This window comes from Coprococcus intestinalis (assembly GCF_023656595.1).
Taxonomy (GTDB): domain Bacteria; phylum Bacillota; class Clostridia; order Lachnospirales; family Lachnospiraceae; genus Coprococcus_A; species Coprococcus_A intestinihominis.
In genome coordinates this window covers 55,003-81,027 of record NZ_JAMOKJ010000009.1, presented here as the reverse complement: position 1 = coordinate 81,027, position 26,025 = coordinate 55,003, and the positions used below count along the sequence as shown (strand labels likewise).

The following is a 26,025-nucleotide window of genomic DNA, read 5'->3' as shown; positions in this document are numbered from 1 at the left end:
GACAGCTGAAATGAAATGGTGGTGTATTAAGTAAGTGTTAAAAACAATTCTCAAACGTATTTTACAAAGTATTCCAACACTCCTCATTGTTATTACGATTACTTTCGTTTTGACACGAATGATTCCGGGTAATCCGGCACGTACAATCCTCGGTCCGCAGGCTTCTGCCCAGGATATTGCCGAGATGGAGATTAAGCTTGGATTAAATAAGAGCAAGCTTGAACAGTATGCAGATTATATGATTGGTATTCTGCATGGAGATTTTGGTACATCTTATGTCTATAATCGTCCGGTTACAAGCCTGATTGCAGAAAGAATTCCAAATACGCTGGTCATTACTCTGACCAGTTTGGTCATTGCTATTTTTATTGGTGTTGGCATTGGTGTTTTATCCGCGATAAAACAGTATTCGATTTTAGATTATATTTTTATGATTCTTGCACTGGTTGGTGTGTCCATGCCGATTTTCTGGCTGGGCCTGATGCTTGTCAACCTGTTTTCAGTACAGCTTGGATGGCTGCCTGCCCTGGGCATGGGCTCTATGAGCAAAGGTATCGGAGATGTGATCTCCCATATGGTACTGCCATGTTTCTGTCTGGCAACAATCCCTACCGCAACATTCGCCAGAATAACCCGCTCCAGTATGCTGGAGGTTATACATAGTGATTCCATCAAAGCACTTCGTGCCCGTGGTATCAAAGAGAGCAGCATTATCTGGAAGCATGCATTAAAAAATGCATTGCCTCCAATTGTCACAGTTCTTGGTCTTCAGTTGGCCAGCGCTTTTACAGGTGCCATTTTGACAGAGAGTATCTTTTCATGGCCTGGTATGGGTACGATGATCGTATCCGCCATCGATAACCGAGATTATATGCTGATTCAGGGAACGGTCCTTTTTATTGCCGTTGTCTTTGTCGTTGTCAATTTACTGGTAGACGTGGTTTATATGATTATTAATCCACGCGTCAGCTATGATTCGAAAGGGGGTAATTAAATGGCAGATACAACAAAAACGACATCCGCGGATGCACTCGGCCTGGATGCTCAGGCAGAAATGCTCAAAACAGAACGTCGTGCCAATAATGTCTGGAACAAATTAAAACGAAACAAAACAGCCATGATCGGTCTTGTGATTGTTGTTGTCATGGTTTTCATCGCCGTTTTTGCACCTGTCCTTGCACCTTATGATCCGGATGAAATTCATCCACTGGATGCATTTCTGAAACCTTTTTCAGAAGGTCATATTTTCGGAACAGACCAGTTCGGACGTGATCTTCTGTCCCGTGTGATTTACGGTGCCAGAGTTTCGCTGATTGTTGCTGCAGGAGGTACATTCGTTGGCGGTATCATTGGTGTGCTGCTTGGCCTGATCGCAGGTTTCATGGGCGGTATTGTAGACTCTGTGATCATGCGAATCATGGATGGTTTTCTCTCCTTCCCATTTGTACTGTTATCCATTATTCTGATGACAGTACTCGGACAGGGACTGATCAATGTTATCATTGCCATCGGTATCGGTAATATTCCAAGCTTTGCCCGTGTGGTTCGTGGTGAAGTACATATTGTTAAAAATGAAGAATACTGCAATGCCTGTCGTGTGATCGGTGTTTCCAACACAAGACTGCTGTTTACACATATTCTTCCGAATGCTATTTCTCCGATTATTGTATATGCAACATTGAATGTAGCCAGTGCCATTATTTCTGAGGCAGCCTTAAGTTTCCTCGGCCTTGGTATTGCTGCACCGACAGCTTCATGGGGAAGTATTCTTCGTGAAGGCAAAAGCAGTTTGACAACCGCACCGTTTGTGGCAACAATCTCCGGTGCATTTATCTTGATCACTGTACTTGGCTTTAACCTTTTCGGTGATGGTATCCGCGACGTGCTGGATCCTAAGATGAAACAGTAATTGTGCTGCGAAGGTCTTCGCAGATCCTCAGTTTGAATAAAGATATCTATTCAGAGCCAACCTCCAAAATGCGACGCATTTCGTCGGTGTGGCGTATCCGCCAAATAAAATTTCAAAAACAGTCTTAAAAATGCATGCATTTTATGCCTGTTTTATGAGATTTTGCTTGGCTCTGAACAGTTACAAATAAAGGATGAATGAAATGGAAAATAAACAGACAGTTCAAAAAAGAATAGAAGAAATCATGCCGGATCTGAGAGAACTTTCAGATTATCTCTGGCATCATCCAGAATACAGTTTTCATGAGTTTAAAGCATGCAAAGCCATGTCTGAACTTTTGAGAAAATATGGTTTTCAGGTAGAAACAGGTGTCGGAGGCATTGAGACAAGTGTAAAAGCGGTTTATGACAGCGGAAAACCCGGACTGAATGTAGGGTTTGTTGGTGAATTTGATGCTTTTCCGGGCATGGGACATGCCTGCGGACATAATCTGATGTGTGCCATTGCCTGCGGTGCGGGAATTGGTCTGAAATCTGTGATTGATACATTAGGCGGTAAAATTACTGTTCTCGGGACACCTGCAGAGGAAGGCGGCGGAGGCAAGATCACTATGCTGGAAAACGGCGCTTTTGAAGGCCTTGATTTTGCGATGCTGACTCACGCCTCATCAGATACATGTGTCAATGATATTTCCTATTCAAAAACAGATATCCGCGTACATTATTATGGCAAAACAGCGCATGCAGCCACATGGCCGGAAGAGGGAATCAGCGCATTGACGCCTGTTCTTGAACTGTTTAATATTGTCAATGCCATGCGTCTTGAACTTGGAGACAAGGGTAAGATTCTTGGCATTATCCGTGACGGCGGCGATCAGGCTATTTTTATACCGGATCATTGTTCTGCGGAGTTTACCATTCGGTCATTCAGTATGAAATATAAATGGGAATTATTCCATCGCTTCATCAAAATCTGTGAGAATGTGGCAGCAATTACGGGAACGCGTTTTGAATATGAGATGATTGATTTATCTTATGAGGATATTCGCAATAATCCTGTTCTGGAGGATACACTGGCAGAGAATTTCAAAGTTCTTGGTGAAGAACTGTGTCCGAGATTAAAGGAACAGGGAATTGGCTGTACGGATATGGGGAATGTGACCCATGCACTTCCGGGCATCCAGGCCTATATCCGGCTTCGACCGGGACTCAGGGTTCATACACCGGAATTTGAGGAAGCAACAGGAAGTTCCGATGGATACAGAGCCATCGAGGCGGCAGCGAAGGGTATGGCTATGACTGCGGTGGATATCCTTTCAGATTCCTCTAAGATGGAAGCGGTGCGAAAAGCATTCAGTAAAATGAAAGCACAATACGAGTAATCGAGGTGATACGATGAGTGAAAATATATTGACAGTCAAAGATTTAAAGACTTACTTTTATACAGCCAGCGGTATTGCGAAGGCGGTAGATGGTGTAAGTTTTAATATAGCAAAAGGCGAGACCATGGGTATTGTTGGTGAGTCAGGTTCCGGTAAGAGTGTGACTTCCAGCTCTATTATCCGTCTTCTTCCGCCAAGAACAGGCAAGATTGTCGGAGGTTCCATTGAATTTGAAGGCAAAGATGTTCTGGCATTAAGCAAAAAAGAGTTAAATGATTTCAGAGGCAAAGATATTGCTGTTATTTTCCAGGATCCGATGACATCCCTTGACCCGGTTTTCAAGATTGGCAAGCAGATGACAGAAATGATCATGGCTCATCAGAATGTGACGAAAGATGAAGCCTGGAAAATGTCTGTTGAGGCATTGAGTAAAGTTGGGATTCCTGAACCTGAGAAACGTATGAATTCATACCCATATGAACTTTCAGGCGGTATGTGTCAGCGTGTGATCATTGCCATGGCAGTTTGCTGTAAACCAAAACTGATCATTGCCGATGAGCCGACGACGGCTTTGGATGTAACCGTTCAGGCACAGGTTTTGGAACTTCTGAAAGAACTTCAGAGAGATATGGATACAGCCATTCTTCTGATTACACATAACCTGGGCGTTGTGTGGGAAATGTGTGATAAAGTCATGGTTATGTATGCCGGCAATACAGTGGAATTTACAGATACAAAGACACTTTACAGCAATCCGCGTCATCCATATACATGGGGACTCCTGGATTCTATGCCGAAATTGTCTGATGAATCCAAGGGTGAATTAAAGACTATTCCAGGTACACCGCCTGACCTTCGTCTGACAGGCAAATGCTGTAATTTCTACAACAGATGTCCGTATGTGACAGAAGCCTGTACACAGTCTGTACCACCTCTTGTTGAAGTAGAACCGGGACACTTTGTAGCCTGCCACAGACAGAATCTGACCAATAAACTGGAGAAAGGAGAGGGCTTAAAGGATGAGTAATGAAAAGAAAGTTTTGATGAAAATTGAGCATCTGACCAAGGAATTTGAGATCAAAAGCAAAAAGCTTGGCGGTAAACCTCAGATTCTCCATGCGTTAAACGATGTGTCTGTAGATATTTATGAAGGTGAGACATTGGGTGTTATCGGCGAATCCGGTTGCGGTAAATCAACATTCGGTCGTACATTGATCCAGCTGCACAAGGCAACCGCCGGTTCTGTGACTTTTGACGGCAAAGACCTTTTTTCACTGAAAGGGGCAGAACTTAAGAAAGCCAAGAAGGATGTCCAGATGGTTTTCCAGGATCCTTACTCTTCATTGGATCCGAGAAAGACAGCCGGCAAATTGATCGAGGAACCGCTGATCGTGCATAAACTGATTTCCGATAAAAATGAGCGTGAAAAACGTGTTCTGGAACTGATGAGAGAGGTTGGTCTTGATATTCAGCACGTCAACCGTTTCCCTCATGAATTTTCAGGCGGTCAAAGACAGCGTATCAATGTGGCCAGAGCGTTGGCTATGAATCCGAAGGTAATTGTCTGTGATGAGCCGGTTTCTGCGTTGGACGTATCCATTCAGGCACAGGTGCTGAATCTGTTCAACAGACTGCAGCAGCAGTACAATCTGACATATATCTTTATTTCCCATGACCTGGGTGTTATCAAACATGTCAGTGACAGAATTGCCATTATGTACCTGGGAAGAATTGTAGAATTATGTGAAGCGGATGCCATTTATGAGAATCCGCTGCATCCGTATACGAAGGCATTATTGTCCGCGATTCCGCCGGTTTCACCTTTTGCCAAAAAAGAACGTATTGTCCTAAAAGGTGATATTCCAAGCCCGATCGGCGATCAGATTGGATGTCCGTTAGCGGGCAGATGCCCGAACTGCATGGATAGGTGCAGAAAGGAAATCCCTAAGTTAAAGGATGCTGGTGATGGTCACCAGGTTGCATGTTTCTTATATGAGTAAAATACAGCAGTTCCAAAATCTGATTTTGAGCAACTGCAGAAAATGAAAAGAGGATGAATTTCAATGAACAATGTAACAAGAAATGATGTTTGGGAACTGGCTAAAAGCAGAAGGAATGATCTTGTCAAACTGGCTTCAGATCTGATTCGTATCCCGAGTGAGAATCCTGTAGGAACACAGAGAGATGTCATTGATTTTGTAGAAAAGTATCTGTCTGATGCAGGTATCAGCTATGAAGAAGTTTCCTGTAATCCTGATCATCCGAATGTACTGGCAAAAATGGGCAGCGATGACGGCTTCAGTGTGATTTTGAATGGACATGTGGATGTTGTCCCTGCCGGCGATCGCTCTCAGTGGGATTATGATCCATTTGGTGGCGAAATTACAGACAAGAGAATCCTTGGCCGCGGCGCTTCTGATATGAAAGCCGGTGTGGCAGGTCTTCTGTTTGCTATGAAAGTATTGAAAGATTCAGGAGCAGACTTGAAAGGTAATATCCGTCTTCATATTGTTTCTGATGAGGAGAGCGGCAGTGAATATGGAACAACATGGCTTTGTGAACAGGGCTACGCTGAAGGAGCCAATGCAGCCATTATTGCGGAACCGACAACCAACTGGACCATCGAATCCGGACAGAAAGGCAACCTGCATATTGTCTTCAAATCCATCGGCAAGTCTGCCCATGGAAGCCTTGGCAATTACAAGGGTGATAATGCTATCCTGAAACTGAACAAAGTTCTGGCAAATATCGAAATGCTGACAAAGATTGAAGGTCATTATCCGGAAGATCTTTTACAGTCTCTGGCTAATTCACAGATGGTTGCAGAAAAAGAACTGGATATGAAGGGCATCGGCAATGTTATTAACCATGTATCAGCCAATGTAGGCCTGATTTCCGGCGGCACACGTCCTAATATGGTTCCGGATTACTGCGAAGCAACCATCGACTGTCGTCTGCCTTATGGCGTGGATCATGAAGAAATTGAGAACACAGTCAAAGAAATGATTAAGACTGCCGGTGTGGAAGGCGTTGAATATGAACTCCTTTGGAAGAGCGAAGCGAATGTCACCCGTGATGACTCAGACATCGTACAGGCCATCAAGAAGAATGCAGAGGCCATCTGGGGTATTACTGTATATCCGGCATGGCAGTGGGCTTGCAGCGACGCAAGAGAATACCGTCTCAAGGGCGTACCAACCATCCAGTATGGCCCATCCAACACAGAAGGCATCCATGCACCAAACGAAAATGTAGACATCGAAGACGTTGTCAATGCAGGACAGATTTATGTATTGTCCCTGTGCGACCTCCTCGGCGTAAAATAAAAGTTAAATAAAACATCGATAAAAAGCTGCCAGTTTTTAAGAGCTGGCAGCTTTTATTTTACGCGAGCAACGAGCCAAAGTCCGTGCTTGCACGAGACCTTGGCGACTGCCGCGATAACTTGAGAAACTCGCGGAGCGTGTTTCTCATAGTTTGGATTTTTAGTTTTCGAAAAATGCCTTAGCAAAATGCGTCAAACCGATCTGATCGTCTTTGCCCATCATTTCCCGGCTTGAGTGCATGGCCAGAAGGCCGACACCGATATCTGCGGTGCGCATTGGCAGATGGGAAGAGATGATGGAACCGATAGTGCCGCCGCCCTTTGTGTTGGAGTGTTTTGCAAAGCGCTGATAAGGAATGTTTTCCTGCTGGCACAGTGCAATGAGGGAAGCCATGCTCTCACAATCCCATGTATAAGACTGGTTGCTGGCTGTTTTCAGAATAAATCCGCCGTTCATGATCGGATAGTTGGTAATATCCTGAGTGCCTGGATAATTCGGATGGTAGGCGTGAGCCACATCAACAGAAAGCATCAGGCCGTCTGAGATATCGGACATACAGTCAATCTGATTTTTGCCGAAAGCCTGCCAGATCTTGCCGATGATCACAGATGGCAGTGTGGAATCAGCACCCTGTTTGCTGAGACTTCCGATTTCCTCGTTATCGAATAAGCAGACAAGGTTAACGCGGTCAGCGTTCTTGCTTTCAACAAGACCGTGAATCAGAGCGCATACAGAAGTGATATCATCCAGTCTTGGTGCGGAGATAAATTCTTCTGTGAAACCAACCAGTTCAGGCTGATCAAGATTGTACATGCAAAGATCATAATCAAGAATATCTTTGGCGTCCACACCGATTTCTTTGGCAAGCAGATCCATGAAAGTTGTATCTTTGTTCAGATATTCATTCAGTGTGCCGAGGATAGGCAGCAGATGCTTTTGGTTGTCGATAGGAGCACCGTTTTCGTTGATGGCGCGATTCATATGAATAGCCAGATTCGGCAGATAAACAGCGGGACGTTTCAGATCCACAAGATGGCTGACCGGACGATCATATCGGTCACCCTTTGTGACAACTTTTCCGGCAAGGGATAATGGTCTGTCGAAGAATGTATTTAAAATAGGACCGCCGTATACTTCTGTATTCAGCTGCATGTAGCCATGAGAAAAAATTTCCGGATTTGGTTTAATTTTGATGGCCGGGAAATCTGTGTGGGCACCAGCAATGTGAATGCCATTGGAAAGGTCACAGGATTCACCGATTGTAAAAGCGTAGAGGGTTGTATCAAAAGGACTGCAGAAATAACGGCCGCCCTTTGTCAGTGTCCAGTTGTCTTTTATATGTAACTCTGTAAATCCGGCTTCTGTCAGAACCTGTTTGGTATGGGCAATCACATGAAAAGCGGATGTGCCGTTCTGCAGGTAGTGAAAGAGCTGTTCAACTTCTTTTGGTAATGTCTGCATATTCATTCTCCATTCTGCATTTGAAATTATAATATAATAGGAAATTTTCCACTATTTATAGTAACACAATTACGCAATATAATCAATGGATGTGAATTTGGTCTTTTCAAAAGATGTTTGGTATGCTATGATATATAGTAATGAAAACTATGTTGAATAGTTGTTGATAGATAACAGCAGTTATTTTGCAGTATGCGATAGTGGATGGGCAGGATAGCTGTGATAGATGCAGGAGGATAAATAAATGGCATATCATATTGCAGTGGACAGTTGTACAGATATGACTGCTGCTATGAAGAAGGATGAACATATCACACTTGTGCCCCTTACACTGAATGTTGGGGAAGATAAGGTTATAGATGATGAAACTTTTAACCAGGCGGAATTTTTGCGAAAAGTGGCAGAATGCCCGGAGGCACCGTCATCCGCATGTCCGTCACCGGATGCGTATATGCAGGCTTATGGCTATAACAATGAGGATGCTTATGCCATTACACTCTCATCGGAATTAAGCGGTTCTTATAATAGTGCAAAGCTTGGCGCAGATCTTTTGAAGGAAGAGTATCCGGATAAGAAGATTCATGTCTTTAACAGTCGTTCTGCCAGTGCAGGTCAGACATTGATCCTGATGAAGCTTCAGGAATGCCTGGAGGCTGGTAAGGCTTTTTCGGAAGTAGTCAGTGAAGTTGAGCAGTATATTGAGGAACAGGCAACATTATTTGTTCTGGAATCATTGGAGACATTGAGAAAGAATGGTCGTTTATCAGGTCTTAAGGCGACATTGGTCAATGTACTGAATATCAAGCCTGTCATGGGTTCTACCCCGGAAGGCACGATCCAGCAGCTGGATATGGGCCGTGGCATGAAGAAGGCACTGATGAAGATGGTAGAGCAGATTGGTAAAACGGTCATCCATCCGACGGATAAGTATCTGATGATCTCTCATTGCAACTGCCTGAAGCGTGCAGAATGGCTTAAGGTTGAGATTGAGAAGAAATACGCCTTTAAGGGTATTGTGATCGTGGATACAGCAGGTGTTGCAACGATGTACGCCAATGATGGCGGTATTATCGTAGCCTATTAAGGCAGACGCTTAATTTTAAAAGCCGATTTCTGGGATTATGAATCAAATGATTATCAAAATCCTGGAAATCGGCTTTTATATTTTATCTGCAGTTTATTTAAATGAATCGCAGATTATTTAATAGAATTGGAAAGGTTAGGTTACATCTGTAATATATTGCTAAAATTGATTGAAACGGTCGGAGTTACTGTTTTTTCTGGTAACGTTTTTCGACAAAAGAGAGCAGCTGATAGAGTACCATAGCCAGTATACACAAAATAATAATGCTGAGCATGACGTAATCCAGACGGAAAACCTGACTGCCGTAGATAATGAGATAGCCCAGGCCGGCGTTGGCCGCCAGAAATTCGCCGATAATGACGCCGACAAGGCAGAGACCTATATTGACTTTCAGGTTACTGACGATGGCCGAGATGCTGGCCGGAAGAACAATATAGCGAAGAATATCTCTGCGTGTGCCACCAAGGGTCCGAATGAGCAGTAGTTTATCACTGTCAATATGAATAAAGGCGGTGTAAAGGTTGATGATGGTGCTGAAGACTGCCATTGTCACACCACATACGATGATGGTCTTCATATTGTTGCCGAGCCAGACAATAAGAATCGGCGCCAGCGCTGTTTTTGGCAGGCTGTTCAGAACAACGAAGTAAGGTTCTAGAATATCAGCAGCGCTGCGGCACCACCAAAGCAGCATGGCGATCAGTGTGCCGATGATCAGTACAAGGACAAAACTGACAAGGGTTTCACCGATGGTAATGCCGATATGATAAAAAAGGCTTTTATCAGCTGCCATTTGCAGCATAACCTTAAAAATACGGGTCGGACTGCTGAAAATGAAAGCGTCGATCAGATGATATCTGGCTGCTATTTCCCAACCGGCCAAGATGAAAATCAGGATGAAAAAGCGCATGCCTGTAATGAAATATTTCTGTTTTTTCCTTTCAGCAAGAAATTCTTCCCGGGATGTGTTGGAAACCGGGTACAGAATAGTCGGATCAGACATTTAATTCACCCCATATCTCATTGAAATAATCTTTAAATTCAGGTGCCATGCGGGCTTTAAAAGGTGTGCGGTCTTCATCAAGAGTCAGGTGGATATCAAAAGTCTTTTTGACGGAAGCCGGACGGCTGGTCAAAACAATAATACGGTCGCAAAAACTGATGGCCTCCGAAATATCATGGGTAACAAGAACAGCACTCATGTGCTGAGTGCGAAGAATCCGGTAAATGTCGTCGGAAACCGTAAGTCTTGTCTGATAATCGAGGGCTGAAAAGGGTTCATCCAAAAGAAGAAGACTGGGAGAAAGGGCCAATGTCCGGATGAGGGCGGCTCTCTGACGCATACCGCCGGATAATTGACTGGGTCTGGCATCTGCGAAAGGGGCAAGACCATATTCTTCCAGCATTTTATCGGCCCAGGATTCCTTTTCGGGTGTCAGTTTATGATGAATCCGCGGGCCGAGTGTAATGTTGTCTTTGATACTTAACCAGTCAAGCAAATGATCTTTTTGAAGCATATAGCCGATTTCGGCTGAGACGGCAATTTTGCCGGAATTAGGCTGGATCAAACCTGCGATCAGGGATAAAATTGTCGATTTTCCGCATCCGCTCGGACCGATGATACCGAGAAAATGATCCGGAAAAACACGAAAACTTAAATTTTTGACAGCCGGTGTTTCACCTTCCGCTGTCTGATAGGTATAGTTGACATCGGTCAAATCTAAAAGCGGCTTCATAAAAACCTCCTTATAGCGGTATATAATAAAATATGCATAAACAGTGTCTATGTTGCAAGGGGGCGCTATTTATGCTAAAATGCATTCATATGGCATAGATGTCAGAACACGTCAGATGGCTTTTGGAACAGGCCGAGTTGCCTGGTGTTCACAGTGTTATAAAGTGAGGAGATTTTATATGGATAAAAAGCATAGATACAGCGCCGGAATGCTGGCAGCTGCACTTATTGTCGGTATTAGTATTGGCTTTTGCGGTGGTTTTGCAGTGGGCGGTCATACCGGTAGTCGGCAGCAGAATACAACAGCCGGGGCAGAGCAGAACTTTGAAACAGGAGATTTATCGATGGAGGAATCACAGAAAACGGAATCGGGTACGGATAGTAGTGGCGAGACAGAGATCGAGCCGATTGGCAGCTATGCGGTGGATGATGAACCGGTGCTGACCATTGATGATACCACCGTTTATCTGTCAGAAATCAATGCGAGAGCTTATATGGCCAGAGATCAGTATGTGGCAGATTACGGTGAGGAACCTTGGGATACGAAGATGGATAATGGAATGACCGTGGGTGAGTATGCCAAGGCAACCATGCTGGATGAGATAGAACGGGCAGTGATTCTCTGTAATAAGGCGGATGAGTATGATGTACCGGCTTTGACAGATGATGAGGAGAAGCAGTGCGCGTCCAAGGCCGAGGATTATATGGCATCGATCGGTGAAGATATTGCAACACAGTTCAGTGTGGAACGGTCGGCGGTATTGGCCATTTATGAAAAGGATGCCCTGTCCATGAAGGTTTACAATCAGATTCTGGAGAATCTTTCAGAAACCCTTCGTCAGGAAGATGATTATAAGGATATGGAAGACAGTGAATTCGAACAGGTTTTGAATGACAAGTTTGAAGAACAGTATGCCCAGTGGAAGGATACATGCAAAGTTGAGACAACAGAGACATGGGAGCAGCTTGTGATCGGGGCCGTCGGTTAGGCATTATCAGGGCAGACAATGGCCGTTGGTGCATTTTGAATATAAGCAGGATATTAAATGATGAGAAGGACAGGGAGGTCTTTAGATGGGATTAAAGAATTTAATTAAAGGACAGCTTTTATCAAGCATAAGTTATCGTTCCTCAGATCCGCAGGAACTGGCAGCTGTTTATGACAGAGACGGACGCAGGATTATGTATGAATCTGTTCTAACGGTTATGCCAGGACAGGCAGCGATCCTGGTGAACGAAGGACAGATGACGGATATTTTTATGCCGGGCCGATATGAACTGACAACAAATAATATGCCGGTGACAACAACACTGAATCAGTGGAAATATGGTTTTCATGACACATTTATCGTGGATATTATTTTTGTCAATACCAATGAGATCATTGATATACCATGGGGAACGAGTGAACAGGTGACAGTGAAGGATGAAGTCTTTGGCCTTGTTAATGTGGGAGCGAACGGCAAGTATTCATTATCAATCACGGACCCGAAGCTTTTTGCGGAGAATCTCATGGGTGTGAAGAACCGATATACGGTGGCTGACCTGAAGAGTTTTGTGACACCGCAGATTGCCATGTATTTCAAGGAGATCGTGACAGAGAAGCAGATGGATTTCTTTGACATGCAGGGTTACTGCTATGAAGCCGCACAGATTCTGAAGGCAAAGAGTGATGATTTCTTTGGCCGTTACGGTATTCAGATGCAGAAGATGGCTGTTCAGGTGGCTTTACCGGAAACAGTGAAGAAATCCATTGATGAACGTGCTTCTCTGGGCGCCTTTGGCGGCATGGATGCCTATGCTTATAAGAGACAGGTGGATGCACAGGCAGATGCCATGGTGGCTATGGCCAAGAATCCGAATGGCGGTATGAACAGCATGGCGGGGATGGGTATGCAGATGTCTGCTGGCATGGCTTTCGGCGGCATGATGGCCGGCCAGATGAATGGCGGTGTGCAGGGACAGTCAGGTACACATAAGGAAAGTTTTGTGATTTGCCCGAAATGTGGTTCTGAAATGAAGAAGGGACTGAAATTCTGCTCTGAATGTGGTGCCTCACTGGTTGTTCAGAAGAAGAAATGCATTAAATGTGGTGCTGAGATTAATGCAGATATGAAGTTCTGTCCGGAGTGCGGAACCAATCAGGCACAGCCTGTTTGCCCGAAATGTGGATATAAGGCTGCGGCGGGACAGAAATTCTGCCCGGAATGCGGAACAAGCCTTTTGTAAAAGCGTTGTCGAGTCGCAGTTTTCGATGGCTGACTTTGAACAGTGCTGAATAAAGTAGACAAATAGAGAATCTGGAGGATTTTTGAATGAGTATATATGAATCATTGAATCCTGTCCAGCAGGAAGCGGTCTATCATACAGAAGGACCGCTTCTTATTCTGGCAGGGGCCGGGTCAGGCAAGACCAGAGTGCTGACCCATAGGATTGCCTATCTGATTGATGAATGTCAGGTCAATCCATGGAATATTCTGGCCATTACATTTACGAACAAGGCCGCAGGGGAGATGCGGGAACGTGTGGATCAGATTGTGGATTTTGGCGCAGAAGATATCTGGGTCAGCACATTCCATTCTACCTGTGTGCGTATTTTGAGGCGTTATATTGACAGACTGGGATACGACAGAAGTTTTACCATCTATGATGGGGATGATCAGAAGACTGTTATCAAGGAAGTCTGCAAGAAGCTGAACATTGATACCAAGATTTATAAGGAGCGTACTTTGCTGTCAGCGATTTCATCTGCCAAGGATGAAATGATCGGGCCGAAGGAATATCTGCTCCGTTCAGAAGGTGACTATGCCAGACAGCGTATTGCTCAGGTATATGAGGAATATCAGAAACGTTTAAGGAGCAATAATGCGCTGGATTTTGACGATCTGCTTTTCAAAACCGTTGAACTTTTCAAAACCGATGCGGAAGTATTGAATTATTACCAGGATCGTTTTAAGTACATTATGGTGGATGAGTATCAGGATACGAACACGGTTCAGTTCCAGTTTGTCAGTCTGCTGGCGGCAAAGTATCGGAATCTCTGTGTGGTCGGTGATGATGATCAGTCGATTTACAAGTTCCGAGGTGCGAATATCCACAACATTCTTGATTTTGAAAAAACATTTCCGGATGCAAAGGTGATCAAGCTGGAGCAGAATTATCGTTCGACCAAAACGATCCTGGATGCTGCCAACGGTGTGATCCATCACAATCAGGGGCGTAAGGATAAGACACTTTGGACGGATAATGAACAGGGTGTACCGATTGCGCTGAATCAGTACCAGACAGAATATGAAGAGGCCATGGGAATTGTGAACGATATTGCGGCAAAGACGGAACGCCATGAGGCTGAATACAAAGATTTTGCGGTGCTTTACAGAACAAACGCCCAGTCCCGTGTTTTAGAAGAAAAATTTGTCACACGCAACATACCATATAGAGTTGTGGGCGGTGTGAACTTCTATCAGCGCAAAGAGATTAAAGATATTCTGGCCTATTTGAAAATTATCAATAATGGTCAGGATGACGTGGCTGTGAGACGTGTGGTGAATGTACCAAAGCGCGGTATCGGTGCCACAACAGTGACAAAAGCGGCGGAGTACGCGGATCAGTGGGGAATCAGTTTGTATGAGGCCTTTAAACAGGTGGATGGTATTCCGGGTCTGGGACGGGCAGCAGCGAAAATCAATGGTTTTGTGAATTTGATACAGGTTTTCAGAACAAAGGCAGAATATATGTCCCTGGCAGAATTGTATGATGAAGTTCTGGAAGATACGGGCTATCTGAAAGAGCTTCAGGCAGAGCAGACAGATGAAGCAACAACGCGAATTGAGAACTTAGACGAACTGCGCAACAAGATTGTCGCCTATGAGGAGGAGACGGAACAGCCTTCCCTGAATGAATTGCTGGAACAGATTGCCCTTGTGGCAGATGTGGACAATATGGATGATTCGGACAACAAAGTTATTTTGATGACGCTGCATAGTGCAAAAGGTCTGGAATTTCCATATGTTTATTTGTGCGGTATGGAGGATGGTTTGTTCCCGAGTTATATGACCATTGTCAACGATGATCCTATGGAGATTGAGGAAGAACGCCGTTTGTGTTATGTGGGCATTACCCGTGCCATGAAGAAGCTGACCCTCAGTTATGCGATGTGCCGAATGATGCATGGTCAGACACAGTACAATAAAATCTCCCGTTTTGTGAAAGAGATTCCGCCGCAGCTCATCGGCGGCAGTCTGCCGAGAGAGCGCTTTCCGAGGAAAGCTGAGGATGATCTGCCGTGGAATACAGGCAGTGCCTCCAATGGTATCTCCGGTTTTGGCGGCAGCAGAGCCGGTACATATGGCAGCGGCAGCAGAATGGGTACAGGCGTGGGCAATCGCGGTATCAGACAAAGTCACAAATTTGATGTCAGCGCTTTTGCGAAAAAAGGCGGCGATATGAAGAAAACCGCACCGGACTACGAAGTGGGTGATACGGTTAAACATATTAAATTTGGCACCGGTGTTGTTCAGGCCATCAAGGATGGCGGCAAAGATTATGAAGTCACGGTTGATTTTCCGAAATACGGACCGAAGAAAATGTTTGCCGGATTTGCGAAGCTGAAAAAAGTCTGAAAGAGGTAGTATTTTAGAAAAAAGAGTGCTATACTATAAGCAAATCTGTTTGGTAGAAAGGATGTGCGGACGACATGAATAAGTTTGAAGAATATTTAAGCATGGCCAAGATTTCTGATTTTATTCACCGTAAGGAACTGGAAGACGAGAAGAAGAAAACAGTTTGCCTCGTATTTGCAATTATTGCAGGCATTGCAGCAATCGCAGCAATTGCTTTCGGTATCTACAAGTATTTATCCCGCGAGGATGATGTAGATGATTTTGAAGACGACTTTGAAGATGATTTTGATGATGACTTTGAGGACGAGGAAGACGATTTTGTAAAGGAAGATGAAGCTGCGCCTGCTAAAGATGAGGAATAGTTTTATCTGAGTAGTTACAGAAATTTGTATAATTAAACAGACAGGAAAGCTGTTACAGATAAATGCTGATTTGTAACAGCTTTTTTGGGTAAAGAAAGCATTTTGCCAAACAGGATATGATTTACGAGAAGTTTTTAGAAACAGATAGGAGACGAAGATGAAAAAAGGACAGATGTGTGAAGGCATCATTGAATATATCGATTTTCCGAATAAAGGGCGTGTGAAAGTTGAAGATCAGTATGTGACAGTGAAAAATGGTATTCCCGGACAGAAGATCCGTTTTGTCATTAACAAAAAGCGCAAAGACCGCTGTGAAGGCAGATTACTGGAAGTGCTGGAGAAATCTCCATTAGAAACCATTGAACCGGTCTGTCATGAATTTCCGGCCTGCGGCGGCTGCATGTATCAGACCATGAGCTATGATGAACAGCTGAAGATGAAGGCCGGCCAGGTGAAGAAGCTTCTGGACACAGCCATTAGTTCAGCTGGCCAGGTAGATGCGGAAGGAAAGCCGGATTATGTTTTTGAGGGTATTACAGGTAGTCCGAAACAGTGGGCTTACCGCAACAAAATGGAATTTTCTTTTGGAGATGATCATTTGGATGGGCCGTTGACATTGGGACTGCACAAGAAAGCCAGTACCTATGACATCCTGACAGTAGATGACTGCAAGATTGTCCATGACGATTTTACAACTGTTTTAAAAACCGTGTTGGATTATTTCACCGAGCATCCGATGCCGTATTATAAGAAAATGAAACATACCGGTTATCTCCGCCACCTTTTGGTGCGTCGTTCCGAGACAACCGGAGAGATGCTGGTACATCTGGTGACAACCAGTCAGGAACAATGTGATCTGACAGAACTGATCCAGCGTCTTTTGGCTCTTCAGCTTGAAGGCAGGATTGTGGGAATCATGCATATCATCAACGATACACTGGCGGATGTGGTTCAGAGCGATGAGACACGCATTCTTTACGGGCAGGATTATTTTTATGAGCATATTCTTGGACTGAAATTCAAGATTTCCACATTTTCATTCTTCCAGACAAATACACTGGGGGCCGAATTGCTCTACGATATTGCCCGTTCTTATATCGGCGATACAAAAGATATGACTGTTTTTGACCTTTACAGCGGAACAGGTACCATTGCCCAGATTTTGGCAGCAGTGGCAAAGAAAGTTGTCGGTGTAGAAATTGTGGAAGAAGCTGTCGAGGCAGCCAAAGTCAATGCCGGACTGAACCAGCTGGACAATTGTGAATTCATTGCCGGTGACGTTTTGAAAGTGCTGGATACCATTGAAGATAAGCCGGATTATATCGTCCTTGATCCGCCAAGAGACGGCATCCATCCAAAGGCATTGGACAAGATCATTGATTACCAGGTGCCGAATATGGTGTATATTTCCTGTAAGCCGACCAGCCTGGCTAGAGATTTGGGCGTACTGATCGAGCGAGGATATAAAGTGAAAAAGACACATTGTGTTGACATGTTCCCGGGCACGGTTCATTGTGAGACAGTTGTCAAATTATCCCTCAAAAAAGATACACCTAAGATTGAGATAACAATGGAGCCTGATGAAGAGAGTAATTATACATCACAAGAAAAGGCTACTTATTCAAAGATTAAGGAATATGTGAAGGAAAAGTATGGTGTGAATGTGCATACTTCTTATATTGCACAGGTGAAGCGGATGTGTGGACTGGATATGGGCGAGAATTATAATAAGTCCAAGAAAGAGAATCCAGAGGTAAAGCAGTGTCCACAGGAGAAGGTGGAGTATATTAAGGATGCGTTGAGACACTATGGATTGATATAATATGCGGCAGAGGAGACAAAAGAAATGGAAAAGTTGATTGAAATACTTAAAGAATTTGATATAGACAATATAGGAGCTCTTATTGGCGTTAGCATTATTTTAATTAGTGTGGCAACAGGATATATTCAATTATTTCATGCATCAAGAATTGAAGCTGTATTGATGAGTAAGACCGAGGAATCAAAAAGATTTAGTTTTATGTATTTCATACTGTTCTTTGTGTTTGGGGTAATAAATTATCTGCTTACTGTAAATGTTACTTCTGTTGTAGTTAATGGTGCATTTTTGTTATTAACGTTATTAGTGTCTTCTATTTTACGCATCTTGAAAAACAGAGGAAAAGCAATAAAATTGTATTGGTGGTGTGAAGAAAGGAAAGGGTTTTTCATCATATTAACAGCTACAGCAATAATCACTTTTGCCATATCTACAGCATTTAATATTAATTTAATGAGTTGTGCTATTTTAGGTGCTTTGGTAGAAGTGTTTATAGTAGCAATAACATTTTTAAATGTAGGAGATATAAGGTCAACTTTCGTTTTGAATGTTGAAAATGAAAAATGGTATGTATTTAAACGCATGAATGAAGAATATTTATTATGTGGAAATGAAAATAATATTAACGATGCTACAAAAATAAAGTTATTACCAATAGCTTATGTGGTAGAGCAAAATATATGTTTTGAAAAGGTTGTATAGTATCATAGCTTTTAAGTATTGACACCGCTTCGCCCATAACGATAAATCAAGGGTTGAGGTGGTGTCATTTCTTATAGTTATAAGTTGTCAGAGAAGAAGGTTGAAAGATACCTTCTTTTTTTGATGTCTAAAATTAAATTATGCAAAACTGTGGAGAATGTGGTGATGTGCCTTGCTTGGTTTATCTCTGTGAGCAGCTTTGCCTTCGTATCCGTCATAATACTTTTTGACAGTCCTGCGATCCAGATCATAAAACCGTGCAAGTTCTGAAAAGTTTGGTTTTATATCACTTAATTTGAGGATTTTGAGCTGAGTCTTTAATGCTTCGTTCATGGATAACACCTCCATGAATACAATGGCTTGATTATAAACGCAAAGATAAAAACGCAACGTACATCTTTGATGTGCCAGAGCCGGTAGGTAGCCCGGCCGTCCTATATAAATAGGGTAAGTAACCTGCCCCTCCGGGTTGTCCATTCTTTGTTCAATCAATTTTAGGAGGGATTCTTATGGACAAAGTAAATGGAAAGCTGACAGTATTTTTTGAAGAGCCGTTTTGGGTGGGAATCTTTGAACGCATCGAAGATGGTAAACTATCTGTGGCAAAGGTAACATTTGGTGCAGAGCCAAAAGATTATGAAGTACAGGAATATATTAAAAAGTGCTATTTCAGTTTGAAATTCAGTTCGGTTGTTGAAACTGTTGTAAAGGATATCAAAAGAAATCCGAAACGGATGCAGCGGGAAGGAAAGAAGCAGATGCTGGAAATAGGCATTGGTACAAAATCGCAACAGGCGTTGAAATTACAGCAGGAACAGAACAAGCAGGAACGCAAAGAGAAAAGACGCAAGAAAAAGAGGCAGAAGAGCAGCGAATGTTTGAACTGAAACAGCGAAAGAACTATTGCAATGAATACTTGGATTTCTGGAATAAAAATCTGGAAGACGGTGACGAATTGCTACACCACAAGACCAGACTTTTAATGGCTGCTGCCAGGAAGGGAAGATAAAAGAATTTGATGGCGAGCTTATGATTATGGTCATGGATTATATCAAGGTATTTGAATCCGGGAAGCTTGCGATTAGGTTTTTCGATGGAACAGAATTTGAATGTGAAACGGAATAAATGAAGCCGATTATTTATGGATTGGCGCTATATGAGGCATAAGCTTTGTATGGCGCTATTTTTTACGTGTAATTGGGGAGATGGTGAAGGTGGTGAAAAGAGTTACTGACTAGTTGCAGATAAAACTACTGTGGTGCTGATTAATGCAAAGGATTTTTGTATATTGGTAAGCGGATAAGCAGATCATTGAAGAATGAAAGCTTATCAGGCTTGGTGCCGATTTACGATCATTCTTTGGTGGTATTGGCTGATGAGGACGAAGAAGTACAAGCTGATATTGCTATCTGCAAATCGAATTCAGGAATAAGTGGAAGTAGACTGGCAGCAGCACATGTGCGTTTAGGAGAAAAAATAGGAAGGCACATTGCTGCCGTATTCCCAGAGAAAAATACATCAATCTTAGTCTTGGAACGGGGTGGCAGGTTTTTTGGTGACGGAGTATATATGGGAGCAGGTGGCATTTTTTATTCGATGAACCCGAAGCAAGATGATACTCCTGTGATTAATACAGAGAGAGTAGTTATTGTTGATAGTGTGATTAATACTGGAAAATCAATAATGAGGATTATTGATGAGATAAAGAATCATAATCCAGGCATTGACGTTATTATCGCTGCAAATGTTATTCAGAATGAAGCTGTCGAGTTGTTTAAGGATTATCTCGTGTTTGCAACAAGGCTTGTGGTAGTATATAATCTAAGAAAAGGTGCGCAATATGGCTTCTAAAAATGATGTAAAGGATGATGATTTTGACTAGAGGAGAATTACGTAGAAGAGAAGAAGCAGTAGTCGCAGGATTTGTTGAAAGAAATGGAGATAAAGATAAATGATTCTGGAAGCACTTTAGAATGATATAAGAAAAATCAGAGAAAGGACTTGAATATTAATGTCTTTTAACATCATTAAAAATACACTTGAAACTCAGGAAAATGGCGTTCTCATCATCGAAAATGATGTATATCGTATTAAAGTGAGATACATTGGAAACTACAGAGAAGACTTGAAAAACCATAAACTTAACACTGACTTTTTAACAGTCAATTCAAAAATCAAGCAAGCTCATTCTGTATATATGCCTACATTCACACTTATGCATGACGAGGTAATGTTTAAAATTATTGATACAGGCGCTGGCATCTTTGATGAAAAATCTATGGACAACATGATAGCAGATTTCACGCTGGCTCATAGGTGTCTTAATGATTTTAAGCGTATCATTCAGCAATACTTTCCAACTGAATAACGCAAAATCCCTACGTGCACAACCTGCAAGATAGAAAATCGTCTTGCATTATATAGGTCGAAAGAATCCTAAAAGTCGTTCGTCAGGCGCCCCTTATATAAGTATTCCGATTTATACTTGTGATATATCAAAGGAAGGAGAGGACTCATGAGAGACAGATCAAAAGAAATTGCTATGCTGGAGGATACTCTTAAGATCTTAAATCAGGGCTGGTATGAAAAAAATGGTAATTTCTTCCAGAAATGTGGAATGCTTATGGTGAAGAATTAGTTTGTATGATAAAATAACAAAGTGATTATATAGCCATAAGCAGAGTATGGTAGAAAGAGGATAAAAATGAGAGAAGGAAAAGGAATTGCCCTGTTGCCAATTGGTGTATTTCTTGTATTATACCTTGGCCTGGGCATTTTATTTGAGTATGTGATGGAGATTCCAATGGGGTTTTACAATGTGCCAATCGTCATCGCATTTCTTGCGGCGATTCTGGTGGCCTGTCTGCAGAATCGAGCGTTAAATTTTGATCAGAAACTGGAGATTATGGCACAGGGAGTGGGTGATAAGAATATTATCACGATGCTATTAATCTTCCTGGCAGCCGGTTCATTTGTGGGTGTTGTGGGGAGAAGCAGTGCAGAGAGTGTGGCCTATTGCATGCTGAGTCTGATCCCGGCGAGATTTTCAGTTGCGGTGCTGTTTATCGTTGGCTGTTTTGTATCAGTGGCGATGGGAACATCTGTCGGAACTATTACCCTTCTGACACCGATTGCAGTCGCTGTTTCTACAGCGTCCGGATTTGATCTGGCGTTTTGTGTCGCTTCTGTGATGGGGGGCGCCATGTTTGGGGATAATCTGTCTTTTATTTCAGATACAACGATTGCTGCATGTAATGGACAGGGATGCGAGATGAAAGACAAGTTCAGGGAAAACTTCTGGATTGCTTTTCCGGCAGCTGTTGTGACACTGATTCTGATTCTTATGCTGTCTTTCCAGACAGAAATTCAGGGACATGTGATTCAGCCATACCATTTGACGCAGGTGATTCCGTATGTGCTCGTACTGATTGGAGGCATTGTAGGTATCAATGTATTTGTTGTACTGCTGATCGGTATTGTGTCAGGTGCGTTGATTATGCTGATTGGTGGCCATACCGTTCCTGTAGAGATTCTTAAAAACATGGGCTCCGGTGTCTCCGGAATGTTTGAAACCTGTATGGTAGCTATTCTTGTAGCGGCCATGTGTGCGCTTATCCGTGAGTATGGGGGATTTGATGCACTTCTTAGCTGGATACACAGAATCTTCCGTGGGAAAAAGGGTGGTCAGCTTGGTATGGGATTTCTCGTCGGCACAATGGATATTGCAACGGCCAACAATACAGTAGCCATCGTTATGGCAAACCCGATTGCGAAGGAAATGGCAGAGGAATATGGCATTACACCGAGAAAGACAGCATCGCTTCTTGATACATTTTCATGCGTTTTTCAAGGGGTGATTCCTTATGGTGCGCAGATGCTTGTCGCAATTTCAGCAGTGAACGAACTTGGCGGAGAGATTTCAGCCTTTCAGATCATGCCGAAACTGTTTTATCCGCTGCTTTTATTGCTCAGCTCTCTGATTACGATTATGAAGAGAACGTAGAAATGTTCAAATTTTCATACATAGATTGGCGAACGGCGCGGTTTCTGGTATGATGTAAGCAAGAGAAGCGTCTCTTGTGTTATTTATTAGGAAGATGATTTTTACAAGGAGGGTTTTACAATGGAAATGAAAGCAGGAATGAAGTACGAAACAGAAATTGTTGTGAACGAGGGCATGCTTGCGAACCATAACGATCCACAGCTTCCGGCAATTGAATTGCCTGCAGTTTTTTCAACACCGAGCATGATTAATCTGATGGAACTGACATGTGCTAAATTAATGGATAACTGTCTGGAAGAAGGCAAAGGTTCTGTCGGTATGTCTGTTGAAGTCAAACATCTTGCTTCCACACCATGTGGCAAGAAGGTTCGCTGTGAAGTAGAGATCACAGAAGTTGTGAATGGCAAGAAAGTGACATTTGCTGTGAATGCGTATGATGAGAACGGCCTGATCGGTACAGGCACACATAAACGTGCGGTGATCAACAAAGCCGCATTTAATATGTAAGAAAATAGTATTTGATGAATGTATTTTTCTATAGTATACTTGTCGTAATTCATCGGAGGGCAATTTGTTCAATAGAAACAATAGCTGGATAAGATGGCAGGCTGAGATGCCTGCTGCTTATCTGGCTTTTTCTCTTTTTGGGGATTAAGATGAGCTGTCTGCCAGACATATTTCTATTTCACACCGCACCTCCGCTGAGATGGGGAGGATTATCGCACTTAAAAAAATAATAGTTCGCTAAGATATTGTTAAAAATCATTCGGCGTGGTACAATAACAGTTGCAATGTTAAAAATGGTGTATCCAAAGAATTGCGTTTTCCTGACGGGAATCGGTATTTTCGGATACAGAAGATAGAAGGAGATAAGTACAATGGTTAATTTTAAAGAAGATGAACAGTTGAAAATGCTGAACCATTCCTGTGCACATCTGATGGCTCAGGCAATCAAACATCTCTATCCTCAGGCTAAGTTCTGGGTTGGACCTGTTGTTGCAGAAGGTTTCTACTATGATGTGGATTTGGGTGACGATGTTATCAGAGATGAAGATATCGCTGCCATCGAGAAAGAGATGAAGAAAGTTGCCAAGAGCGGCAAGAAAATTGTTCGCCATGAGATTTCCAAGGAAGAAGCCCTTGAGATGTTCAAGGATGATGAATACAAGATTGACCTGATCAATGGTCTGGAAGATGGCAATATTTCATGTTACACACAGGGCGATTTCACAGACCTCTGCCGTGGACCTCACGTAGACAATGTGAAGTTATGCCGCCACTTCAAGTTGTTAAGACACTCCGGTGCATACTGGAAGGGTGACAGCAAGAACAAGGTGCTTCAGAGAATCTACGGCGTATGTTTCCCTACAGCTGAAGAATTGGAAGCACATATACAGCTCCTTGAGGAAGCAAAGGAAAGAGACCATCGTAAGATCGGCAAGGACATGGAACTGTTCATGGTAGACGATCTTGTTGGCCGTGGTCTTCCGATGTTCCTTCCAAAAGGTTATACTATCTGGCAGGAACTTGAGAACTACATCAAGGAGAAGGAACGCAAGCTGGGTTATCAGCATGTTATGACACCTTGTGTCGGTACTGTGAACCTTTATAAGACATCCGGTCACTGGGATCATTACAAAGAGAACATGTTCCCTGCCATGGAAGTAGATGATGAAGCTTTCGTACTCAGACCAATGAACTGCCCGCATCATATGATGATTTATGCGAATAAGAGACATTCTTACAGAGATCTGCCGATCAGAATCGGTGAGATCGCTCATGATTTCAGATATGAAGCCAGCGGTACACTGAAAGGTATCGAAAGAGGCAGACATTTCTGTCAGAATGATGCCCATCTGTTTGTAACACCTGAGCAGATTAAGGATGAGATTTCAAGAGTTGTAGACCTGATCTTCAGCACATACGAAGATTTCGGCATCACAGATTACAGATGCGTTTTATCTCTGAGAGATCCTGAAGACAAAGCGAAGTATCATGATGATGATGAGATGTGGAACAAGGCAGAGAACGCACTGCGTGAAGTTATGAACGAACTCGGTCTTGAATACACAGAAGAGATCGGTGAAGCAGCTTTCTATGGCCCTAAGCTGGATGTCAATGTGAAGCCTGCTGTAGGTAATGAGATCACATTGTCCACATGTCAGCTCGACTTCTGTCTGCCGGCGAAATTCCAGCTGACATATGTTGACAAAGATGGCGAGATGAAGACACCGGTTGTTCTGCATAGAGCGATCCTCGGTTCTCTTGACAGATTCATGGCGTATATCCTTGAGGAGACAAAGGGTAATCTGCCTACATGGCTGGCACCGATCCAGGTCAAAGTTATGCCTGTTAAGACAGATGATGACGACTTGAATGCTTATGCCAATGAAATCTGTGAACTGCTCGAAGCGCAGAATGTTCGTGTTGATCTGGATGACAGAGCAGAGAAACTGGGCTATCGTATGCGTGAGGGACAGATCCAGAAGGTACCATATCTTCTTGTTATCGGTTTCAACGAGAAGGATAACAGAACGGTTTCCTACAGACTTCACGGCGAGAAAGATACAACAGTTGTGGGCCTTGATGAATTTGTTGAGAAGATTGTTGATGAGATCAAGAACAAAGTTCATTAAAGTCGATTTTGGATGGATCAGTCAGATACTGAATGAAAGTCTTTGTTAGTACAGAAACACGGTTTAACGGCATGGAAGCAATGCCGATGGCACGGTACTGCGGCGGGTCAATAGGACGGATTTCCAAACTGTAATTGAGGTTTCGCAGAATCAGTTCCGGCATGATGGTGATGCCGAATCCGTGAGATACCATGGAGATAACTGACAAATCATCATTCAGGACATAGCGGACATTAGTTTTGCCGCGGGTTGAATTTAATACTGCCTGAATATCATTATCAGAGCCTTTGGTTGGCAAAACCAAGGGCTCTTTTTTGATTTCCGGGAGTGTCAGAACATTCTGCCGGGTCAGGGGGTGCCTTTCAGGAAGAAGGACATTCATGGGATCCTTATACAGCAGGTGAAAGACCAGCGGGTCAGCAACAGGAGCCGTCAGAAAGCCGCAGTCCACGCGGCCGCTTAAAATACGCTCTGTGATTTCATCGTAGTCACCCGCTAGCAGATCAAATTCCACAAGGGGATAATCTGCCTGAAACTTGCGGATGATGGTCGGAAGCCACTGGGTGGAAACACTGGTGAAGGTGGCGATTCGCAGGGTGCCGGCTACCGTTTCGTTGATATCGTAAATGGCCTGAGAAAGACCATGCTGGTCGTTGACCAGAGTTTGTATGTAAGGCAGCAGGCGTTTGCCGTTCTCAGTGAGGGTGACGCCGGAAGCACTTCTTGCCAGAAGGGAAAATCCGGTCTCTTTCTCCAAGGCGGCAATGGCATGGCTGATGCCGGCCTGGGTATAGTGAAGAATCTCAGCAGTCTTTGTAATATTGCCGATTTCGGCGGTTTTCAGAAAAATTTCATAGCGGTTTAAAATCATTGCAGGCACACTCCATAACTTTTGTGAATGATAAGCATTAATATTATTCTCTTTTCAAATGCTCAGATAGTTGTATAATACTCCATGGAAAAAAAAAAAGCAAGGCGGTGTTTT

Annotated in this window: 24 protein-coding genes and 2 pseudogenes; 21 read left to right on the top strand and 5 right to left on the bottom strand. The window is 43.2% G+C overall.

What is annotated here, in order from left to right; translation table 11 throughout:
* Positions 1-34 precede the first annotated feature (34 nt).
* From NBH03_RS08285 to NBH03_RS08260, 6 genes are all read left to right on the top strand, one after another.
* On the top strand, positions 35-994 hold the full coding sequence (locus tag NBH03_RS08285; RefSeq protein WP_117528447.1) for an ABC transporter permease: 960 nt from the start codon (positions 35-37) through the stop codon (positions 992-994).
* Complete coding sequence (locus NBH03_RS08280; protein ID WP_117541361.1) at positions 995-1,909, top strand: ABC transporter permease; 915 nt, start codon at positions 995-997, stop codon at positions 1,907-1,909.
* 202 nt (positions 1,910-2,111) lie between these two features.
* Positions 2,112-3,290 carry a M20 family metallopeptidase gene (locus tag NBH03_RS08275; RefSeq protein ID WP_250799050.1) on the top strand — a complete coding sequence of 393 codons (1,179 nt, stop codon included), beginning with the start codon at positions 2,112-2,114 and terminating at the stop codon, positions 3,288-3,290.
* A gap of 13 nt (positions 3,291-3,303) precedes the next feature.
* A complete protein-coding gene (locus NBH03_RS08270) occupies positions 3,304-4,317 on the top strand; it encodes an ABC transporter ATP-binding protein (RefSeq protein ID WP_117528450.1) in 1,014 nt (337 codons plus the stop codon).
* Positions 4,310-5,290 carry an ABC transporter ATP-binding protein gene (locus NBH03_RS08265; protein ID WP_250799048.1) on the top strand — a complete coding sequence of 327 codons (981 nt, stop codon included), beginning with the start codon at positions 4,310-4,312 and terminating at the stop codon, positions 5,288-5,290. Before NBH03_RS08270 ends, NBH03_RS08265 begins: the two co-directional genes overlap by 8 nt.
* Positions 5,291-5,353: 63 nt before the next feature.
* Entirely contained in the window at positions 5,354-6,616 is a 1,263-nt protein-coding gene (locus NBH03_RS08260; protein WP_250799046.1) for a M20 family metallopeptidase, read from the top strand.
* 159 nt (positions 6,617-6,775) lie between these two features.
* Here the strand turns inward: NBH03_RS08260 and NBH03_RS08255 are convergent, their stop codons facing one another.
* Entirely contained in the window at positions 6,776-8,077 is a 1,302-nt protein-coding gene (locus NBH03_RS08255) for a M18 family aminopeptidase (RefSeq protein ID WP_215690304.1), read from the bottom strand.
* 244 nt (positions 8,078-8,321) lie between these two features.
* On the opposite strand from NBH03_RS08255, the gene NBH03_RS08250 reads away from it, so the two are divergent.
* Positions 8,322-9,161, top strand: coding sequence for a DegV family protein (locus NBH03_RS08250; RefSeq protein ID WP_227081856.1), 840 nt, complete (start codon positions 8,322-8,324; stop codon positions 9,159-9,161).
* Positions 9,162-9,345: 184 nt separating this feature from the next.
* On the opposite strand, the gene NBH03_RS08245 is transcribed toward NBH03_RS08250, so the two are convergent.
* A complete protein-coding gene (locus NBH03_RS08245) occupies positions 9,346-10,164 on the bottom strand; it encodes an ABC transporter permease (RefSeq protein WP_250799045.1) in 819 nt (272 codons plus the stop codon).
* Positions 10,157-10,897, bottom strand: a complete 741-nt coding sequence (locus tag NBH03_RS08240) for an ABC transporter ATP-binding protein (protein ID WP_250799043.1) — start codon at positions 10,895-10,897, stop codon at positions 10,157-10,159. The genes NBH03_RS08245 and NBH03_RS08240 overlap by 8 nt, the downstream gene beginning before the upstream one ends.
* A 178-nt stretch (positions 10,898-11,075) precedes the next feature.
* Between NBH03_RS08240 and NBH03_RS08235 the strand changes: the two genes are divergently transcribed.
* The 6 genes from NBH03_RS08235 to NBH03_RS08210 all read left to right on the top strand — a co-directional run bounded on the left by NBH03_RS08235 (position 11,076) and on the right by NBH03_RS08210 (position 18,401).
* On the top strand, positions 11,076-11,885 hold the full coding sequence (locus tag NBH03_RS08235; RefSeq protein ID WP_250799041.1) for a hypothetical protein: 810 nt from the start codon (positions 11,076-11,078) through the stop codon (positions 11,883-11,885).
* A gap of 85 nt (positions 11,886-11,970) precedes the next feature.
* Positions 11,971-13,125 carry an SPFH domain-containing protein gene (locus NBH03_RS08230; protein WP_250799035.1) on the top strand — a complete coding sequence of 385 codons (1,155 nt, stop codon included), beginning with the start codon at positions 11,971-11,973 and terminating at the stop codon, positions 13,123-13,125.
* A gap of 86 nt (positions 13,126-13,211) precedes the next feature.
* On the top strand, positions 13,212-15,518 hold the full coding sequence (pcrA, locus tag NBH03_RS08225; protein WP_250799033.1) for a DNA helicase PcrA: 2,307 nt from the start codon (positions 13,212-13,214) through the stop codon (positions 15,516-15,518).
* Positions 15,519-15,592: 74 nt separating this feature from the next.
* Complete coding sequence (locus NBH03_RS08220) at positions 15,593-15,880, top strand: hypothetical protein (protein ID WP_015512899.1); 288 nt, start codon at positions 15,593-15,595, stop codon at positions 15,878-15,880.
* Between the two features lie 157 nt (positions 15,881-16,037).
* Positions 16,038-17,702: a 23S rRNA (uracil(1939)-C(5))-methyltransferase RlmD gene (rlmD, locus tag NBH03_RS08215; protein WP_250799028.1), complete on the top strand. Its 1,665-nt coding sequence runs from the start codon at positions 16,038-16,040 to the stop codon at positions 17,700-17,702.
* A 24-nt stretch (positions 17,703-17,726) separates the two neighbouring features.
* A complete protein-coding gene (locus tag NBH03_RS08210) occupies positions 17,727-18,401 on the top strand; it encodes a hypothetical protein (RefSeq protein WP_250799026.1) in 675 nt (224 codons plus the stop codon).
* A gap of 171 nt (positions 18,402-18,572) precedes the next feature.
* Here the strand turns inward: NBH03_RS08210 and NBH03_RS08205 are convergent.
* Positions 18,573-18,734 (bottom strand): annotated as a pseudogene (locus NBH03_RS08205) (IS21 family transposase); the annotation flags it as partial.
* Between the two features lie 176 nt (positions 18,735-18,910).
* On the opposite strand from NBH03_RS08205, the pseudogene NBH03_RS08200 reads away from it, so the two are divergent.
* From NBH03_RS08200 to thrS, 8 genes and pseudogenes are all read left to right on the top strand, one after another.
* Positions 18,911-19,299: pseudogene (locus tag NBH03_RS08200) on the top strand (YjdF family protein); the annotation flags it as partial.
* Complete coding sequence (locus NBH03_RS15880; RefSeq protein ID WP_284703443.1) at positions 19,276-19,410, top strand: hypothetical protein; 135 nt, start codon at positions 19,276-19,278, stop codon at positions 19,408-19,410. The pseudogene NBH03_RS08200 and the gene NBH03_RS15880, both read left to right, overlap by 24 nt.
* Before the next feature lie 302 nt (positions 19,411-19,712).
* A complete protein-coding gene (locus NBH03_RS08195; protein WP_250799024.1) occupies positions 19,713-20,252 on the top strand; it encodes a uracil phosphoribosyltransferase in 540 nt (179 codons plus the stop codon).
* A gap of 160 nt (positions 20,253-20,412) precedes the next feature.
* Positions 20,413-20,769, top strand: a complete 357-nt coding sequence (locus tag NBH03_RS08190; RefSeq protein ID WP_250799022.1) for a hypothetical protein — start codon at positions 20,413-20,415, stop codon at positions 20,767-20,769.
* A 147-nt stretch (positions 20,770-20,916) separates the two neighbouring features.
* Positions 20,917-21,039 (top strand): hypothetical protein, encoded by a 123-nt coding sequence (locus tag NBH03_RS15875; protein ID WP_284703442.1) that lies wholly within the window; start codon positions 20,917-20,919, stop codon positions 21,037-21,039.
* A gap of 66 nt (positions 21,040-21,105) precedes the next feature.
* Positions 21,106-22,404, top strand: coding sequence for a Na+/H+ antiporter NhaC family protein (locus NBH03_RS08185; RefSeq protein ID WP_250799021.1), 1,299 nt, complete (start codon positions 21,106-21,108; stop codon positions 22,402-22,404).
* Positions 22,405-22,524: 120 nt separating this feature from the next.
* On the top strand, positions 22,525-22,911 hold the full coding sequence (locus tag NBH03_RS08180) for a thioesterase family protein (RefSeq protein ID WP_227081876.1): 387 nt from the start codon (positions 22,525-22,527) through the stop codon (positions 22,909-22,911).
* A gap of 371 nt (positions 22,912-23,282) precedes the next feature.
* Positions 23,283-25,040 carry a threonine--tRNA ligase gene (gene thrS / locus NBH03_RS08175; RefSeq protein WP_250799019.1) on the top strand — a complete coding sequence of 586 codons (1,758 nt, stop codon included), beginning with the start codon at positions 23,283-23,285 and terminating at the stop codon, positions 25,038-25,040.
* Here the strand turns inward: thrS and NBH03_RS08170 are convergent.
* Entirely contained in the window at positions 25,021-25,911 is an 891-nt protein-coding gene (locus NBH03_RS08170) for a LysR family transcriptional regulator (protein WP_015512912.1), read from the bottom strand. The two genes, thrS and NBH03_RS08170, sit on opposite strands and share 20 nt — an antisense overlap.
* Between the last annotated feature and the right edge of the window lie 114 nt (positions 25,912-26,025).

Excerpts from the sequence above, each read along its gene's own strand:
- NBH03_RS08190 (WP_250799022.1), top strand. The coding sequence starts at position 20,413 with ATGTCTTTTAACATCATTAAAAATACACTTGAAACTCAGGAAAATGGC.
- NBH03_RS15880 (WP_284703443.1), top strand. The coding sequence starts at position 19,276 with ATGTTTGAACTGAAACAGCGAAAGAACTATTGCAATGAATACTTGGAT.
- NBH03_RS15875 (WP_284703442.1), top strand. The coding sequence starts at position 20,917 with ATGAGAGACAGATCAAAAGAAATTGCTATGCTGGAGGATACTCTTAAG.
- NBH03_RS08230 (WP_250799035.1), top strand. The coding sequence starts at position 11,971 with ATGGGATTAAAGAATTTAATTAAAGGACAGCTTTTATCAAGCATAAGT.
- pcrA (WP_250799033.1), top strand. The coding sequence starts at position 13,212 with ATGAGTATATATGAATCATTGAATCCTGTCCAGCAGGAAGCGGTCTAT.
- NBH03_RS08245 (WP_250799045.1), bottom strand. The coding sequence starts at position 10,164 with ATGTCTGATCCGACTATTCTGTACCCGGTTTCCAACACATCCCGGGAA.
- NBH03_RS08185 (WP_250799021.1), top strand. The coding sequence starts at position 21,106 with ATGAGAGAAGGAAAAGGAATTGCCCTGTTGCCAATTGGTGTATTTCTT.
- NBH03_RS08170 (WP_015512912.1), bottom strand. The coding sequence starts at position 25,911 with ATGATTTTAAACCGCTATGAAATTTTTCTGAAAACCGCCGAAATCGGC.
- NBH03_RS08210 (WP_250799026.1), top strand. The coding sequence starts at position 17,727 with ATGGAAAAGTTGATTGAAATACTTAAAGAATTTGATATAGACAATATA.
- thrS (WP_250799019.1), top strand. The coding sequence starts at position 23,283 with ATGGTTAATTTTAAAGAAGATGAACAGTTGAAAATGCTGAACCATTCC.
- NBH03_RS08275 (WP_250799050.1), top strand. The coding sequence starts at position 2,112 with ATGGAAAATAAACAGACAGTTCAAAAAAGAATAGAAGAAATCATGCCG.
- NBH03_RS08280 (WP_117541361.1), top strand. The coding sequence starts at position 995 with ATGGCAGATACAACAAAAACGACATCCGCGGATGCACTCGGCCTGGAT.
- NBH03_RS08235 (WP_250799041.1), top strand. The coding sequence starts at position 11,076 with ATGGATAAAAAGCATAGATACAGCGCCGGAATGCTGGCAGCTGCACTT.
- NBH03_RS08270 (WP_117528450.1), top strand. The coding sequence starts at position 3,304 with ATGAGTGAAAATATATTGACAGTCAAAGATTTAAAGACTTACTTTTAT.
- rlmD (WP_250799028.1), top strand. The coding sequence starts at position 16,038 with ATGAAAAAAGGACAGATGTGTGAAGGCATCATTGAATATATCGATTTT.
- NBH03_RS08240 (WP_250799043.1), bottom strand. The coding sequence starts at position 10,897 with ATGAAGCCGCTTTTAGATTTGACCGATGTCAACTATACCTATCAGACA.
- NBH03_RS08260 (WP_250799046.1), top strand. The coding sequence starts at position 5,354 with ATGAACAATGTAACAAGAAATGATGTTTGGGAACTGGCTAAAAGCAGA.
- NBH03_RS08265 (WP_250799048.1), top strand. The coding sequence starts at position 4,310 with ATGAGTAATGAAAAGAAAGTTTTGATGAAAATTGAGCATCTGACCAAG.
- NBH03_RS08255 (WP_215690304.1), bottom strand. The coding sequence starts at position 8,077 with ATGCAGACATTACCAAAAGAAGTTGAACAGCTCTTTCACTACCTGCAG.
- NBH03_RS08220 (WP_015512899.1), top strand. The coding sequence starts at position 15,593 with ATGAATAAGTTTGAAGAATATTTAAGCATGGCCAAGATTTCTGATTTT.
- NBH03_RS08250 (WP_227081856.1), top strand. The coding sequence starts at position 8,322 with ATGGCATATCATATTGCAGTGGACAGTTGTACAGATATGACTGCTGCT.
- NBH03_RS08180 (WP_227081876.1), top strand. The coding sequence starts at position 22,525 with ATGGAAATGAAAGCAGGAATGAAGTACGAAACAGAAATTGTTGTGAAC.